At 60.6% G+C, this 13,036-nt stretch carries 15 protein-coding genes; 14 read left to right on the forward strand and 1 reads right to left on the reverse strand.

Features of this window, described 5'->3' with window-relative positions; translation table 11 throughout:
* The first annotated feature begins 5 nt into the window (after positions 1-5).
* The 14 genes from AC2LB6_RS13210 (at position 6) to AC2LB6_RS13275 (ending at position 11,863) form a co-directional block, all read left to right on the forward strand.
* On the forward strand, positions 6-569 hold the full coding sequence (locus AC2LB6_RS13210; protein ID WP_490093860.1) for a COG4648 family protein: 564 nt from the start codon (positions 6-8) through the stop codon (positions 567-569).
* A complete protein-coding gene (locus tag AC2LB6_RS13215) occupies positions 566-1,885 on the forward strand; it encodes an AMP-binding protein (RefSeq protein ID WP_490093916.1) in 1,320 nt (439 codons plus the stop codon). The genes AC2LB6_RS13210 and AC2LB6_RS13215 overlap by 4 nt, the downstream gene beginning before the upstream one ends.
* A complete protein-coding gene (locus AC2LB6_RS13220; RefSeq protein WP_490093861.1) occupies positions 1,872-2,219 on the forward strand; it encodes an ApeI family dehydratase in 348 nt (115 codons plus the stop codon). Before AC2LB6_RS13215 ends, AC2LB6_RS13220 begins: the two co-directional genes overlap by 14 nt.
* Positions 2,213-3,922 carry a glycosyltransferase family 2 protein gene (locus AC2LB6_RS13225; protein WP_490093862.1) on the forward strand — a complete coding sequence of 570 codons (1,710 nt, stop codon included), beginning with the start codon at positions 2,213-2,215 and terminating at the stop codon, positions 3,920-3,922. The genes AC2LB6_RS13220 and AC2LB6_RS13225 overlap by 7 nt, the downstream gene beginning before the upstream one ends.
* Positions 3,915-4,328: an acyl-CoA thioesterase gene (locus AC2LB6_RS13230; protein ID WP_031594668.1), complete on the forward strand. Its 414-nt coding sequence runs from the start codon at positions 3,915-3,917 to the stop codon at positions 4,326-4,328. The genes AC2LB6_RS13225 and AC2LB6_RS13230 overlap by 8 nt, the downstream gene beginning before the upstream one ends.
* Positions 4,322-4,930, forward strand: a complete 609-nt coding sequence (locus AC2LB6_RS13235; protein ID WP_490093863.1) for an outer membrane lipoprotein carrier protein LolA — start codon at positions 4,322-4,324, stop codon at positions 4,928-4,930. Before AC2LB6_RS13230 ends, AC2LB6_RS13235 begins: the two co-directional genes overlap by 7 nt.
* A complete protein-coding gene (locus tag AC2LB6_RS13240; RefSeq protein WP_490093864.1) occupies positions 4,917-7,223 on the forward strand; it encodes an MMPL family transporter in 2,307 nt (768 codons plus the stop codon). The genes AC2LB6_RS13235 and AC2LB6_RS13240 overlap by 14 nt, the downstream gene beginning before the upstream one ends.
* Positions 7,220-7,792, forward strand: a complete 573-nt coding sequence (locus tag AC2LB6_RS13245) for a DUF3261 domain-containing protein (protein WP_490093865.1) — start codon at positions 7,220-7,222, stop codon at positions 7,790-7,792. Before AC2LB6_RS13240 ends, AC2LB6_RS13245 begins: the two co-directional genes overlap by 4 nt.
* Entirely contained in the window at positions 7,789-8,949 is a 1,161-nt protein-coding gene (locus AC2LB6_RS13250; RefSeq protein ID WP_490093866.1) for a beta-ketoacyl-[acyl-carrier-protein] synthase family protein, read from the forward strand. The genes AC2LB6_RS13245 and AC2LB6_RS13250 overlap by 4 nt, the downstream gene beginning before the upstream one ends.
* Positions 8,939-9,415 (forward strand): hotdog family protein, encoded by a 477-nt coding sequence (locus AC2LB6_RS13255; RefSeq protein WP_490093867.1) that lies wholly within the window; start codon positions 8,939-8,941, stop codon positions 9,413-9,415. Before AC2LB6_RS13250 ends, AC2LB6_RS13255 begins: the two co-directional genes overlap by 11 nt.
* Entirely contained in the window at positions 9,412-10,143 is a 732-nt protein-coding gene (locus tag AC2LB6_RS13260) for a 3-ketoacyl-ACP reductase FabG2 (RefSeq protein ID WP_490093868.1), read from the forward strand. The genes AC2LB6_RS13255 and AC2LB6_RS13260 overlap by 4 nt, the downstream gene beginning before the upstream one ends.
* Complete coding sequence (locus AC2LB6_RS13265; protein ID WP_175501416.1) at positions 10,140-11,375, forward strand: beta-ketoacyl-ACP synthase; 1,236 nt, start codon at positions 10,140-10,142, stop codon at positions 11,373-11,375. The genes AC2LB6_RS13260 and AC2LB6_RS13265 overlap by 4 nt, the downstream gene beginning before the upstream one ends.
* Positions 11,376-11,507: 132 nt before the next feature.
* On the forward strand, positions 11,508-11,651 hold the full coding sequence (locus AC2LB6_RS13270) for a hypothetical protein (RefSeq protein WP_490093869.1): 144 nt from the start codon (positions 11,508-11,510) through the stop codon (positions 11,649-11,651).
* 38 nt (positions 11,652-11,689) lie between these two features.
* Complete coding sequence (locus AC2LB6_RS13275) at positions 11,690-11,863, forward strand: hypothetical protein (RefSeq protein WP_490093870.1); 174 nt, start codon at positions 11,690-11,692, stop codon at positions 11,861-11,863.
* Here the strand turns inward: AC2LB6_RS13275 and AC2LB6_RS13280 are convergent, their stop codons facing one another.
* Positions 11,864-13,021 carry a glycoside hydrolase family 1 protein gene (locus AC2LB6_RS13280; RefSeq protein ID WP_490093871.1) on the reverse strand — a complete coding sequence of 386 codons (1,158 nt, stop codon included), beginning with the start codon at positions 13,019-13,021 and terminating at the stop codon, positions 11,864-11,866.
* Positions 13,022-13,036: the final 15 nt, after the last annotated feature.

The following is a 13,036-nucleotide window of genomic DNA, read 5'->3' on the forward strand; positions in this document are numbered from 1 at the left end:
CCGTCGTGCCTGCTGCTACTCTTCGCCTGCTCAATTTGCTTACGCTGCTGGCCTGGCCCCTGCTGGTCTGGCTGGCACTGACTCAGCCGCGCTGGCAGGGACTCTTCTGGTTGCTGGCGCTACTGTTTGGCCTGCGCTGGCTGCAACTGCGTCGTCAGCAAAACGCGATGGGTGCAGTCATGGGCTGGCTGGCGCTGGCTGGCGCGCTGCTCTGTATCAGCAGCCAGCTGTTACGCGCTCAGCATCTGCTGCTGTGGTATCCGGTGGCAGTCAATCTGGCGATGCTGCTGGTGTTTGGTGCTTCTCTCTGGAGCGCGATGCCGCTGGTGGAGCGTATTGCCCGGCTGCGTGAGCCGGAACTCCCTGCCGCAGCAGTGCCTTACACCCGCCGAGTTACTCAAATCTGGTGCCTGTTTTTTATCGGCAACGGCAGCATGGCGCTTTATACCTGTCTGCATGGCGATCTGCGGCTCTGGACGCTGTGGAACGGCGGCATCAGCTACCTGTTAATCGGCGCGCTGATGGGCGCTGAATGGCTGGTGCGGCAGCGCGTGAGGCGAAAAGCATGAAGGTGGCCGACTGGCTTAAGGGAGACGACCGCGAGGTCGCCTGGCGAGGCGCTCAACCGCTGATGCTCAGCGCGATGCATCGTCAGGTACTGGCGCTCAGTCAGCGCTTAGCGGCACAGCCGGGCACTCGCTGGGCGCTCTGTTTTGATGACAGCTATCGTTTCTGTGTGGCGCTGCTGGCATGCTGGTATGCCGGTAAAACGCCGGTGATGCCGGGTCACTGCCGTGCTGCCCTGCTGGATGAGATGCAGGAGCAGCTGGATGGCGTGCTGTGTGACATCCAGCTGGTGGTCAGCCTGCCGCTGCTGATGTGCGACGACGCAGAAGCGCCGGGGCAGCTGCCGCCGCTGCCGGAGAGTGCAGAACTGGTGCTCTTCACTTCGGGATCGACCGGTGCGCCGCGTCAGGTGATGAAGTCGCTGGCGGTGATGGAGCAGGAGAGCCGCTGGCTCAGCGCCCTATGGGGCGAACAGTTACGGGGCTGCCGGGTCATCGCCTCGGTCAGCCATCAGCATCTCTACGGTTTATCATTCCGACTTTTCCTGCCGATGATGCTCAGGCTGCCGTTCTCCGCCCTGCCGCTGTTTTACGGCGAACAGCTGGCCCAGCTTCCCCGCGACTGTCGCTATGCTTTTATCAGCAGCCCGGCCTTTTTATCGCGGCTGGACAGCACGCTTGTCGCGCCCCCCTGTGAACTGATTGTCTCTGCCGGTGGTGCGCTGCGCGGGTCGGATGCGGAACAGGTCTTGCAGCGCTTTGGCTGTCAGGTCAGTGAAATCTATGGCAGCACCGAAACCGGCATTCTGGCCTGGCGTCAGTGCGATCGGGCCGAGGCGTCGTGGTGCAGCTTCCCGCAGGTCAGGCTGGAGCAGGTGACGCCCGAACGCTGGCAGGTCTGGTCGCCGCTGATTGCCGGTGACAACGGTCTGCCACTTGATGACCGGCTGAATATGCAGCCGGACGGCGGATTTCAGCTGGCAGGACGTCACGACCGCATCGTGAAGATCGGTGATAAGCGTATCTCATTAAGCGAGATCGAGCGCCGTCTGACCGATCTGCCGGAAATCGAGGATGCCGCGGCGCTGGTGATTACGCGTCATGAGCGTCAGGCGATTGGCGTCGTGCTGTCGCTGAACAGCACGCTGGATGAGGCGGCTCTGCATCAGCGCAGGCAGCAGTGGAAACGTCAGCTGCAGTGCTGGCTCGAACCGCTGGCGATGCCGCGCTACTGGCGGATTGTCGCCACCATTCCGGTCACTCCCCAAAGTAAACGCGCCTGGCCGCAAATAGAGGAACTTTTTCATGTTGCCGATTGAACGCAGCCGGGTACGGCAGGCTGACAGCGTGACGCTGACCCTGGAGGTTGAGGCCGGCCTGTTTTGGTTCCAGGGCCACTTCCCGGCGCTGCCGATTCTGCCCGGTGTGGCGCAGCTCGACTGGGTGATGCACTACGGGATATCACTGCTTGCGCCCGGCAAACAGTTTGCCGCCATTGAAAACATCAAATTTCAGCAGCCGGTGTTACCCGACTCGCTATTACAATTGCGTCTTGACTGGGACGCTGAAAAATCGCGCCTGAGTTTCCGTTACAGCCTGCTGAATGATGATGGTGAGCAGAGTGCCAGCAGCGGGAAGATCGCGCTGTGTTAAGCGCCGCGTTTTCACCCTGCGTGGTGATCCCCTGCTACAACCACGGCGCGATGATGGCGTCGGTGCTGGCGCGGCTGGCACCCTTTAACCTGCCGGTGATCGTAGTGGATGACGGTAGCGATGCGGCCACTCAGCTTCAGCTGGCGACGCTGCACGCGCCGCAGCTCAGCCTGCTGCGGCTCGACAGCAATCAGGGCAAAGGTGCTGCGGTGATCCACGGTTTGCGGGCCGCTGCGGCACGTGGCTTCACTCATGCGGTGCAGCTCGACGCGGACGGCCAGCATCAGGCGGAAGATCTGCCGCTGATGCTGGCGGAAGCTGAGCGTTATCCCGACGCGCTGATCTCCGGTCAGCCGCTTTATGACGACTCGATCCCCAAATCCCGCCTTTACGGTCGCTACATCACCCACTTCTGGGTCTGGATTGAAACGCTGTCGCTGTCGATCCGCGACAGCATGTGCGGCTTCCGCGTCTATCCGCTGGCTGCGACGCTGGCGCTGTGCGATCGCCGGGCCATCGGTCAGCGCATGGATTTTGACACCGAGATCATGGTGAGGCTCTACTGGCAGGGAACCCGCAGTCGCTTTATCCCGACCCGCGTCACCTATCCGGCCAGCGGGCTGTCACACTTCGATGCGCTCTACGACAACCTGCGTATCTCCTGGATGCATACCCGGCTGTTTTTCGGCATGCTGCCGCGCATTCCTCGTCTGCTGGCGATGCGCAAAGCGCCAGCGCACTGGTCGGTGGAAACAGAGCGGCGCGGACAGTGGGGATTACGCTTTATGCTGGCGGTCTATCGCTACGGCGGACGGCTGCCCTTTACGCTGCTGCTCTGGCCTGTGGTGGCTGTCTACTGGCTGAGCGGTCAGCGCGCGCGAAGCGCTTCCCGGCAATGGCTGGCGCAGGTCACCGCCGCCGCACAGCAGCGGCAGGTTGCGTTACCGCCCCGGCTTAACAGTTATCGCCATTTCCTGCGCTTCGCCGGGGCGATGCTGGATAAAGTCGCCAGCTGGCGCGGCGATCTGCGCTGGGGGCGGGATATCGATTTTGCGCCAGGCGCGGAAGCGGTGATCCGCGCACCTGCAACCCAGGGCAAGCTGATCCTTGCTTCCCATCTTGGCGACATCGAAGCCTGTCGCGCGATGGCGCAGCAGGTCAGCGGACTGGTGATTAATGCGCTGGTATTTACCGACAACGCCCAACGTTTTCGGGCGGTACTGGAAACCATCGCTCCGCAGGCGGGGGTGAATCTGATGCCGGTTAGTGATATCGGGCCGGAGACGGCGATCCTGCTGCAACAGAAGCTGGATGCGGGCGAATGGGTGGCGATTGTCGGGGATCGCACCGCGGTGAATCCGCAGCGCGGCGGTGAGCGTCGGGTAATCTGGAGCGATTTTCTGGGCCGGGCCGCACCGTTTCCGCAGGGGCCGTTTGTGCTGGCGGCTGCATTACGCTGTCCAGTGCTGCTGATGTTTGCGCTGCAGCAACAGGGTAAACTGCATATCCACTGTGAGCCGTTTGCCGATCCGCTGTTGCTGCCACGGGCGCAACGTCAGCAGGCGCTGCAACAGGCGGTCGATCGCTACGCGGAACGGCTGGCCCATTACGCGCTGCTGGCTCCGCTCGACTGGTTCAACTTTTTCGATTTCTGGACGCTGCCTGATCAACAGGCGCACCACAAGGAGTCTGACCATGACTGAACATCATGCTGAAGTCGTGCTGACCGTCTCATTCCACGACTGCGACCCGATGGGCGTGGTCTGGCACGGTAACTATTTCCGCTTTTTCGAAGTGGCGCGTGAAGCCCTGCTGCGCAGCATTAACTACAGTTATGCCGAGATGGCCGCCAGCGGCTACGTCTGGCCAGTGGTCGATACGCGGGTCAAATACCGCCAGCCACTGCGCTGCGAAGAGACGATCCGCGTCAGCGCCAGGATTACCGAATATGAGAACCGCCTGCGCATCGACTATGAAGTGCGAAACGCTGCCGGTCAGATCACTACTAAAGCGCATACGCTGCAGGTGGCCGTGGAGCAGGAAAGTCAGGCACTGTGCTTTGTTTCGCCCGACATTTTACTGGAACGTTTAGGAGTGAAAGGATGCTAAAAATAGTGCTTACCGGCCTGCTGCTGTGGGCCAGTGCCGCCAGCGCGGTCACCCTGGATCAGCTGCAGCAGCGTTTTGCCAGCCAGCCGGTGATCCGGGCAGACTTTACCCAAACGCGCACCATTTCAGGTATGCGTCAGCCGCTGGTGTCGCATGGGCAGATGCTAATCGCCCGCGAGCAGGGGTTATGGTGGCATCAGCAGACGCCGTTTGTGATGACGCTATTGCTGGATGACAAGCGCATGGTACAGAGCCTCAGCGGCCAGAAGCCACAGGTGATCACCGCCGACAGCAATCCGCAGATGTTCCAGTTCAATCACTTGTTGCGGGCGCTGTTCCAGGCCGATCAGAAGGTACTGAACGAAAACTTCAGCGTGGCCTTCAGCGATCGCGGCAACGGATCCTGGACGCTGGATCTGACGCCCAAAGCCGCGCCGCTCAACAAAATTTTCAACCGTATCTCGCTGGCAGGCAGCGCCTTTCTGGATAGCATTAACCTGGACGATAAGCAGGGTGATAAAACCCAGATTCAGCTCAGCAACACCCGTATTGAACCGCCGCAGTTAAGCGATGAGGAGCAGGCGCGTTTTGCCGGGCCGTAACGATCGGCTGCTGGCCATTCTGTGGCTGGCCCTCTGTCTGTTGCTGGCGGCAGCGCTCGCCTTTCTGCTTCCGCGCAGCCAGCTTAACAGCAGCGTGCTGGCAATGCTGCCGCAGCAGAATCTGGGCGCGGCACCACCTGCGCTGCAGCAGGGCTTTATGCAGCGGCTGGATCGCCAGATGGTGTGGCTGGTTTCACCTGGTGAGCAGGACGATCCCCAGGTCGCGGCCTGGTGGCTGGCTCAGCTGCGTGCGCTGCCAGACCTGAAACAGGTGGAGGGCGATCTTGATGCGCAGCAGCAGCAGCAGTGGGGCCGCTTTGCCTGGCAACATCGTAACGGCCTGATTGATGAGGCAACGCGCAGCCGCTTGCAGAACGGTGGCGAGGCGCAGGCGGACTGGCTGCTGGCGCAGCTCTTTTCAGCCTTCTCGGGCGTAAGCAGCAAAGAGTTGCAGGGCGATCCTTTGATGCTGGTGCGCGGTTCACAGCTGGCGCTGGCCCAGAACGCCGGGCGCATGACGCTGCATGATGGCTGGCTGACCGTAAAAGATGAACAGGGCCAGCAGTGGTATTTTCTGCATGGCGAACTGGCGAACAACGCTTTCAGTATGCAGCAAAGTCATGCGCTGGTGAACCGGCTCAGCGCACTGGAACAGCAGCTTAAAAACCGCTGGCCGCAGGCGAAACTGCTAACGCGGGGCACGGTACTGTTCAGCGACAACGCCAGCCAGCGTGCGCAGCATGATGTCAAAACACTGGGCAGTGTGACACTGGGTGGCGTCGTCTTGCTGGTGCTGCTGGTATTCCGCTCACTGCGTCCGCTGTTGCTGACCGTCACCTCTGTGGCGATCGGCGCGATGGCGGGCACGGTGATGACGCTGTTTTGCTTTGGCGAGCTGCATCTGATGACGCTGGTGATGAGCCTGAGTATTGTCGGCATCTCGGCAGATTACACGCTTTATTACCTTACCGAGCGGATGGTTCATGGCGATCAGCAGACGCCGTGGCAGAGCCTGCGTAAAGTCCGTGGCACGCTGCTGCTGGCGCTCGCAACCACCGCCATCGCCTGGCTGCTGATGCTGCTGGCACCATTTCCGGGGCTGCGTCAGCTGGCGGTTTTTGCCGCCAGCGGCTTAACCGCCTCCTGCCTGACGGTAATTCTGATCTATCCGTGGCTGGTACGCGGATTACCGGTGCGCCCGGTGCCGCTGATGGTACCCCTGGCACGCTGGCTTGCTGCCTGGCGTCGTCAGCGCGGGCTGCGTGTCGGATTACCCGTGGCGATGGCGATCTTCGCCCTGGCCGGGATCGCCCAGCTGAAAGTGGATGATGACATCGCGCATCTGCAAAGTGCGCCGGCCCAACTGATGGAGCAGGATCGCCAGCTCGCTACCCTGACCGGTCAGCGTGCTGATCAGACCTGGTTTGTGGTCTGGGGCGATGACGCTCAGCAGACGCTGGAAAGACTGGAAAAACTGGCACCGGACCTGCACCAGGCGCAGCAGCAGGGCTGGTTGCAGCGCTATCGTCTGCTGCCTCTGCAGTCGCTGGCGCAGCAACAGCAGGATCTGCAGTTGCTGAAGCAGGCTGCGCCGACAATTACAGCCCGCCTGCAGCAGGCGGGGATTGCGCTTGCCGCGCCGGATCTGACCCCGATGCCGGTGACGCCGGATGACTGGCTGGCGAGTCCGCTGAGTGAAGGCTGGCGTCTGCTGTGGCTGACGCTGCCGGACGGGCAGAGCGGCGTTCTGATCCCCACCAGCGGCGTCAAAAACAGCGCCGCACTCGCAGAGCTGGCGAAGCAGCATCCGGGTGTCAGCTGGATTGACCGCAAATCCAGTTACGATTCGCTGTTCAGCTTCTGGCGAACCCTCCTCGGCGGATTACTGGCGCTGGCGCTGCTGCTGATTACCCTAAGTTTTGTGCTGCGGCTGGGCTTAAAGGCGGGCTTACGCAGCGTGCTGCCGTCGGTTCTGTCGCTGTCGATGGCGCTGGCAACGCTGGGCTGGATCGGCGCATCGCTCAACCTGTTTGCGCTGCTGGCGCTGATTCTGGTGCTGGGCATCGGCATTAACTACACGCTATTTTTCAGCAACCCGCAGGGTACGCCGCTGACCTCGTTGCTGGCGGTATCGCTGGCGATGATCACCACCTTACTGACGCTGGGAATGCTGGTATTCAGCAGCACCAGCGCGATTGCCAGTTTTGGCACCGTATTATGCAGCGGCATCTTCAGCGCTTTCCTGCTGTCGCCGCTGGCGATGCGACCTACCCGAACAAGGAGTAAACGATGATTCGCGCCGCCTTTATTCTACTGACGGCTCTGCTGCTCAGCGCCTGTGCCGGACCTGCACCCGATAGCAGCCGTCCCACCGCCTGGCTTAAGCCGGGCGTGAAAGTGACGCTGCCGCCACCGGGCATCCGTCCCGCCTTCCAGCAGCAGCAGTTGCTGACCGGGCAGGTTAAAGGTCAGAGTCAGTCACTGCTGGTACTGCTCAGCGCCGATGAACAGCAGATCGATCTGGCCGGGCTCTCCTCGGTGGGTATTCGCCTGTTCAGCCTGCGCTACGATGCCAGCGGTATTCACACTCAGCAGCTGATGCCGCTGCCGCAGATGCCACCTGCCAGTCAGGTGCTGGCGGACATCATGCTGAGTTACTGGCCGCTGGATGTTTGGCAAAAACAGCTGCCGGCAGGCTGGACGCTGCAGGATCAGGGGTTAAAGCGACGGCTGATTGATGCCGATAACCAGCTGGTGACCGAAATTGATTATCTGCAACGTGGTAATCAGCGCCAGCCGATCAGCATTCAGCAGCATGCCTTTGGCTATCAGATCCGCATTCAACATCTGGACGCCTCATGATTTACATCTCTGCCATCGGCATGCTGAATGCCCTGGGTAATGACAGTCAGCAGATTGCAGACAGCCTGAAAAAGGGTGAGGCACCCGGCATGCAACTGCGCCATGGCTGGCTGAGCGGTGACCGCGCCTGCTGGCTCGGCCGGGTTGAAGGCGAGCTGCCACCCATTCCTGCGGCCCTGAGCGCGCACAACACCCGCAATAACCAGCTGCTGCTGGCCGCGCTGGCGCAAATCCGTCCGGCACTCGATGCGGCGATCGCCCGCTATGGTGCCAGCAGAGTGGCGATTGTGCTGGGCACCAGCACCTCAGGCGTGGATGAGGGCGATCAGCAGATTCGCGGCAACCAGTCCGATTATCACTATCAGATGCAGGAACTGGGCGATCCGTCACGTTTCCTGGCTCACTATCTGCAACTGGATGGCCCGGCCTATACCATTTCCACCGCCTGCTCCTCCAGCGCCCGCGCCATTATCAGTGGCGAGCGGCTGATTGCGGCGGGGCTGGCGGATGTCGCGCTGGTGGGCGGTGCGGACTCGCTGAGCCGGATGCCGATTAACGGCTTCGACAGCCTGGAGTCGCTCTCTGAGCGTCGCTGCGCGCCGTTCAGCCGCGACCGTGACGGCATTTCGATTGGCGAAGGGGCCGCGCTGATGCTGCTGACGCGGCAACCACAGCCGCTGGCGTTACTGGGCGCAGGCGAATCTTCTGACGCCTGGCACATGTCCGCGCCCCATCCGCAAGGTGAGGGCGCTGAACGGGCGATGCGCATGGCGCTGCAGCAGGCGAATCTGTTGCCGCAGCAGGTCGGATATATCAATCTGCACGGCACAGCGACGCCGCTGAACGATCAGATGGAAGCGGCCGTGATAACGCGTCTGTTTGGCAATGCCGTGCCATGTAGCTCGACCAAACATCTGACCGGCCATACGCTCGGTGCGGCCGGCGTGTGTGAAGCCGCACTCAGCGCGCTAATCCTGCTACAGAATTTGCCGCTGCCCGCGCAGGATTTCACCAGGGCGGCGCAGGATGAGACGCTGCCGGATTGCGGATTGTTATTACAGCCGCAGGCGCTGCAACGGCCTGTCATCGCCTCTAACTCTTTCGCCTTTGGCGGCAATAACACCTGTCTGATTCTGGGACGCCTTGATGGTTATTAATTCGCACGCGGCACTCTGGCTGCCGCACGCTGCGCCGATGCTGCTGCTTGATCAGCTGATCGCCGTTGATGATGAGCAGGTCCACTGTCAGGTTTCGACCTGCGCCGGAGGCGTACTGACACCGTTTCTGACGTCTCAGGGTGAACTGCCCGCCTGGTTTGGCGTCGAGATGATGGCGCAGACCGTGGGCGTCTGGTCGGGCTGGCATGCAAAGCAGGGCGGCGCAACCCTGATCCCGCCCGGTATGCTGCTGGGCGGACGCGGCTGGCGGGCTGAGCAGCCGCGCTTTCCCGCTAATGTCACGCTGGATATCCGAATGACGCTGCTGATGCGCGATGACCGCATGGGCAGCTTTGAGGGCGACATTCGTTATGGCACGCAACGGCTTGCCAGTGGTCGTCTGAACACTTATCAACCCAATGAAGCAGAGTTACAGCAATTATTGTCACAAGGAAATCAGCCATGACAGATTCAGTATTGGTCACGGGTGCCAGTAAAGGCATTGGCCGCGCGATTGCGCTGCGTCTCGCCCAGGATGGCTATCAGGTTATTGTGCATTTCAACCGCGATCGCGCAGGTGCTGAGCAGTGCCTGCAGCAGATCGAAGCCGCAGGCGGCAGCGGCCGTGTACTGGGATTTGATGTGGCTGACCGGGTTGCAACCCGCGCCGCGCTGGAAGCGGACATTGAGCAACACGGGGCCTATTATGGCGTGGTGAGTAATGCCGGTATCACCCGTGATGCGGCGTTTCCTGCCCTGACGGATGAGGAGTGGGACAGCGTGATCCACACCAATCTCGACAGTTTTTACAACGTGATCCAGCCCTGCGTGATGCCGATGATCGGCCTGCGGCGCGGTGGCCGCATTATTACGCTCTCATCGGTCTCCGGGATGATGGGTAATCGCGGTCAGGTCAATTACAGCGCAGCGAAAGCGGGCATTATCGGGGCGACTAAAGCGCTGGCGATTGAGCTGGCTAAACGCAAAATCACGGTTAACTGCATCGCGCCGGGTCTGATCGACACCGGCATGGAAGGGCTGGAACCCCAGGTGATTGAAGAAGCGATGAAGATCGTGCCGATGAAGCGCATGGGCGCGGCTGAAGAGGTCGCCGGACTGGCGAGCTATCTGATGTCCGATATCGCCGGTTACGTGACGCGTCAGGTAATTTCGATTAATGGAGGCATGCTGTGATCCAGCGAGTAGTCGTAACCGGTATGGGTGGCGTGACCGCCTTTGGTGAGTCCTGGGCTGAAGTGTCGGCGCGTATTCGTGCTGGCCGCAATGCGGTGCGCTTTATGCCGGAGTGGCAGATCTACGACGGGCTGCATACCCTGCTCGGCGCGCCCGTGGATAACTTTGAACTGCCTGCGCATTACACCCGCAAGCGTATCCGCGCTATGGGTCGCGTTTCGCTGCTGGCAACGCGCGCGACTGAGCTGGCGCTGACCCAGGCGGGCCTGATTGACCATCCGGTGCTGACAAGCGGAGAAACAGGTATCGCCTACGGATCTTCGACCGGCAGCACCGGGCCGGTCAGCGAGTTCGCCACCATGCTGACGGAAAAGCACACCAACAATATTACCGGCACCACCTATGTGCAGATGATGCCGCACACCACGGCCGTCAATGCCGGGCTGTTTTTCGGCCTGCGTGGCCGGGTGATCCCGACCTCCAGCGCCTGTACCTCTGGCAGTCAGGCGATTGGCTATGCCTGGGAAGCGATTCGTCACGGTTATCAGACGGTGATGGTTGCCGGTGGTGCGGAAGAACTCTGTCCGTCGGAAGCGGCGGTGTTCGACACCCTGTTTGCCACAAGCCAGCGTAATGATGCACCGCACACTACGCCTGCACCTTTTGATCAGCAGCGTGATGGTCTGGTAATTGGCGAAGGCGCCGGCACCCTGATCCTGGAGTCGCTGGAACATGCCCAGGCGCGCGGCGCCACGATTTACGCGGAGCTCACCGGTTTCCACACCAACTGCGATGCCGCGCATATCACGCAGCCGCAGCGGGAAACCATGCAGATTTGCATCGAGCGGGCGTTGCAAAGCGCCGGTATTACGGCTGCAGAGGTCGGTTATGTCAATGCGCATGGTACCGCCACTGAACGGGGTGACATGGCCGAAAGTCTGGCGACGGCAGCGGTGTTTGGCGAATCAACGCCGATCTCCTCACTGAAGTCCTATTTTGGCCATACGCTGGGTGCCTGCGGGGCGCTGGAAGCCTGGATGAGCATTGAGATGATGCGGGAAGGGTGGTTTGCCCCAACCCTTAACCTGACGCAACCGGCCGCCGACGGCGGTCAGATGGATTACATCATGGGCGAGCCGCGAGAGCTGGAGACCGACTATATCCAGAGCAACAACTTTGCCTTTGGTGGGATAAACACCTCACTGATCTTCAAACGCTGGCGCGGCGTCTGATCTCAGGCCCGTGCCGCGCTGGCACGGGCCAGTTTATTTCCCGAACGAAAGAACCGGACGATAAACAGCCTTTCATCTACACTGTCATTTACCGCTTCACCCCCGGCGGCCCCTATTTTTCACAGGATAGTTATGTCTTTGCCCTCGCCACCCGACGAGCACGATGAGCCAATTCGCCAGTCACTTGACGATGCGCACTTTGCAATAGTGGTGCTTGCGGTGACCTCGGTAACGCTTATAATCTTTGTCCTGATGATTACGCTCTGGATGAGCTGACACGCACAGGATTCAACGGATTGAATAAGGAGAAGGCGATGGACTCCGGAGATGACAAATTAATCGCAATTATCGGTTTGCTGGCAGCCTGCCTTATCGGGGTCACCTTCCTGTTTACCATGGTGTGGCTGACCGACGTACGTCATCCTGCCGATCCCTCTCTCGACGTTCGCTCTTGCTACCCCAAAAAGCTCCCCTCTCAGCATGTCTGATTACGCATTACGCGTGGCGAATTTAATCTGCTGACTGCGTAACACCAGCGCCAGTGACTCATGCAGGTTACGGTTGCCATTCGGATCGGCTAATCCCAGCAGCGGACCAGGAGAACGCCGGTCATCCGCCCAGGCGGGATACTCCACCACCGGATAGAGCGAAATGCCCTCCACCGCAATGCCCTGATCCAGCGCTACCGCCACGTTTTCACTGATCTCCTGCAGCCAGGGCGCGCGTGCGTCACCCTCTGCGCCGGTTTCGGCAATCAGCATAGGGCGCTGGTAGCGCTGCCAGCACTGCGCCAGCAAAATATGCAGCGGAACACGCGCCGGCTCATCCAGCGACATCGGCTGATTGGGGAAAAACCAGTGGTTGTCGGGATAGTAGTTCAGCCCGAGAATATCCAGGCAATCTTCACTGCCGCCTAACTCTTTATCGACGCGACCGGCCAGCATATCCCAGGCTTCGAACTGCGCCTGATGCTGTGCATCGGCGTAGGGTTTGCTGTCCGGATTATCGGGATGATGGGCAATCTGTACCAGCGGGTCGGTCAGGACAAAACGTGCCTCCGGATAGACTTCGCGAATGGCATGAATTGCCGCCAGCGAGGCGCGGACTAGCTGACGCTTCAGCTCTTTACCGCGATTCGCAGCATGAGGATTGAACCAGGCCACATCCGCTCCGGCCCATGACCAGAATGAGATTTGATTCACCGGTGTAAAGAAGGGGCGTTCGATGCCCTCGTCGCGCATCAGTTGTGCCATCGCGCGGGCGAAACGACTAAAATGGTCAACAAATTCGGCTTTCCAGATATTAAGATGATCGGGATAGCCAAAGTGCGCCAGCTCCCAGATAATCTCCATCTGCTGACGTCGCGCCGCTTCTACCATCGGCAGAAAACTCTGCCAGTCATACTGGCCGGGGACCTTTTCAATCAGATGCCAGCGCGCACCGTCGCGGGCAGTAAGCAGGTGCTGCTCAGCCAGCGCGGCATAATCTTTTTCGAGCAGCATATCGTGGCCGCTGCTGAAAACCATATCCAGCCGTTTGCCCGGCGTACGGCAGGCGGTAGAGCACGGAAAACTTCCCTGGAAAAAGCTGCGAAACAGGCTGGGATGGTAGCGCTGGCGGGTATCTGTAAGGGGTTGATGAGACATATTCCTCTCCTGCCG

This window comes from Pantoea sp. RCC30.1 (assembly GCF_058148845.1).

Bases quoted from the DNA above. Each gene is read 5' to 3' on its own strand.
- AC2LB6_RS13270 (WP_490093869.1), top strand. From the start codon at position 11,508: ATGTCTTTGCCCTCGCCACCCGACGAGCACGATGAGCCAATTCGCCAG.
- AC2LB6_RS13280 (WP_490093871.1), bottom strand. From the start codon at position 13,021: ATGTCTCATCAACCCCTTACAGATACCCGCCAGCGCTACCATCCCAGC.
- AC2LB6_RS13215 (WP_490093916.1), top strand. From the start codon at position 566: ATGAAGGTGGCCGACTGGCTTAAGGGAGACGACCGCGAGGTCGCCTGG.
- AC2LB6_RS13255 (WP_490093867.1), top strand. From the start codon at position 8,939: ATGGTTATTAATTCGCACGCGGCACTCTGGCTGCCGCACGCTGCGCCG.
- AC2LB6_RS13245 (WP_490093865.1), top strand. From the start codon at position 7,220: ATGATTCGCGCCGCCTTTATTCTACTGACGGCTCTGCTGCTCAGCGCC.
- AC2LB6_RS13230 (WP_031594668.1), top strand. From the start codon at position 3,915: ATGACTGAACATCATGCTGAAGTCGTGCTGACCGTCTCATTCCACGAC.
- AC2LB6_RS13275 (WP_490093870.1), top strand. From the start codon at position 11,690: ATGGACTCCGGAGATGACAAATTAATCGCAATTATCGGTTTGCTGGCA.
- AC2LB6_RS13260 (WP_490093868.1), top strand. From the start codon at position 9,412: ATGACAGATTCAGTATTGGTCACGGGTGCCAGTAAAGGCATTGGCCGC.
- AC2LB6_RS13250 (WP_490093866.1), top strand. From the start codon at position 7,789: ATGATTTACATCTCTGCCATCGGCATGCTGAATGCCCTGGGTAATGAC.
- AC2LB6_RS13220 (WP_490093861.1), top strand. From the start codon at position 1,872: ATGTTGCCGATTGAACGCAGCCGGGTACGGCAGGCTGACAGCGTGACG.
- AC2LB6_RS13235 (WP_490093863.1), top strand. From the start codon at position 4,322: ATGCTAAAAATAGTGCTTACCGGCCTGCTGCTGTGGGCCAGTGCCGCC.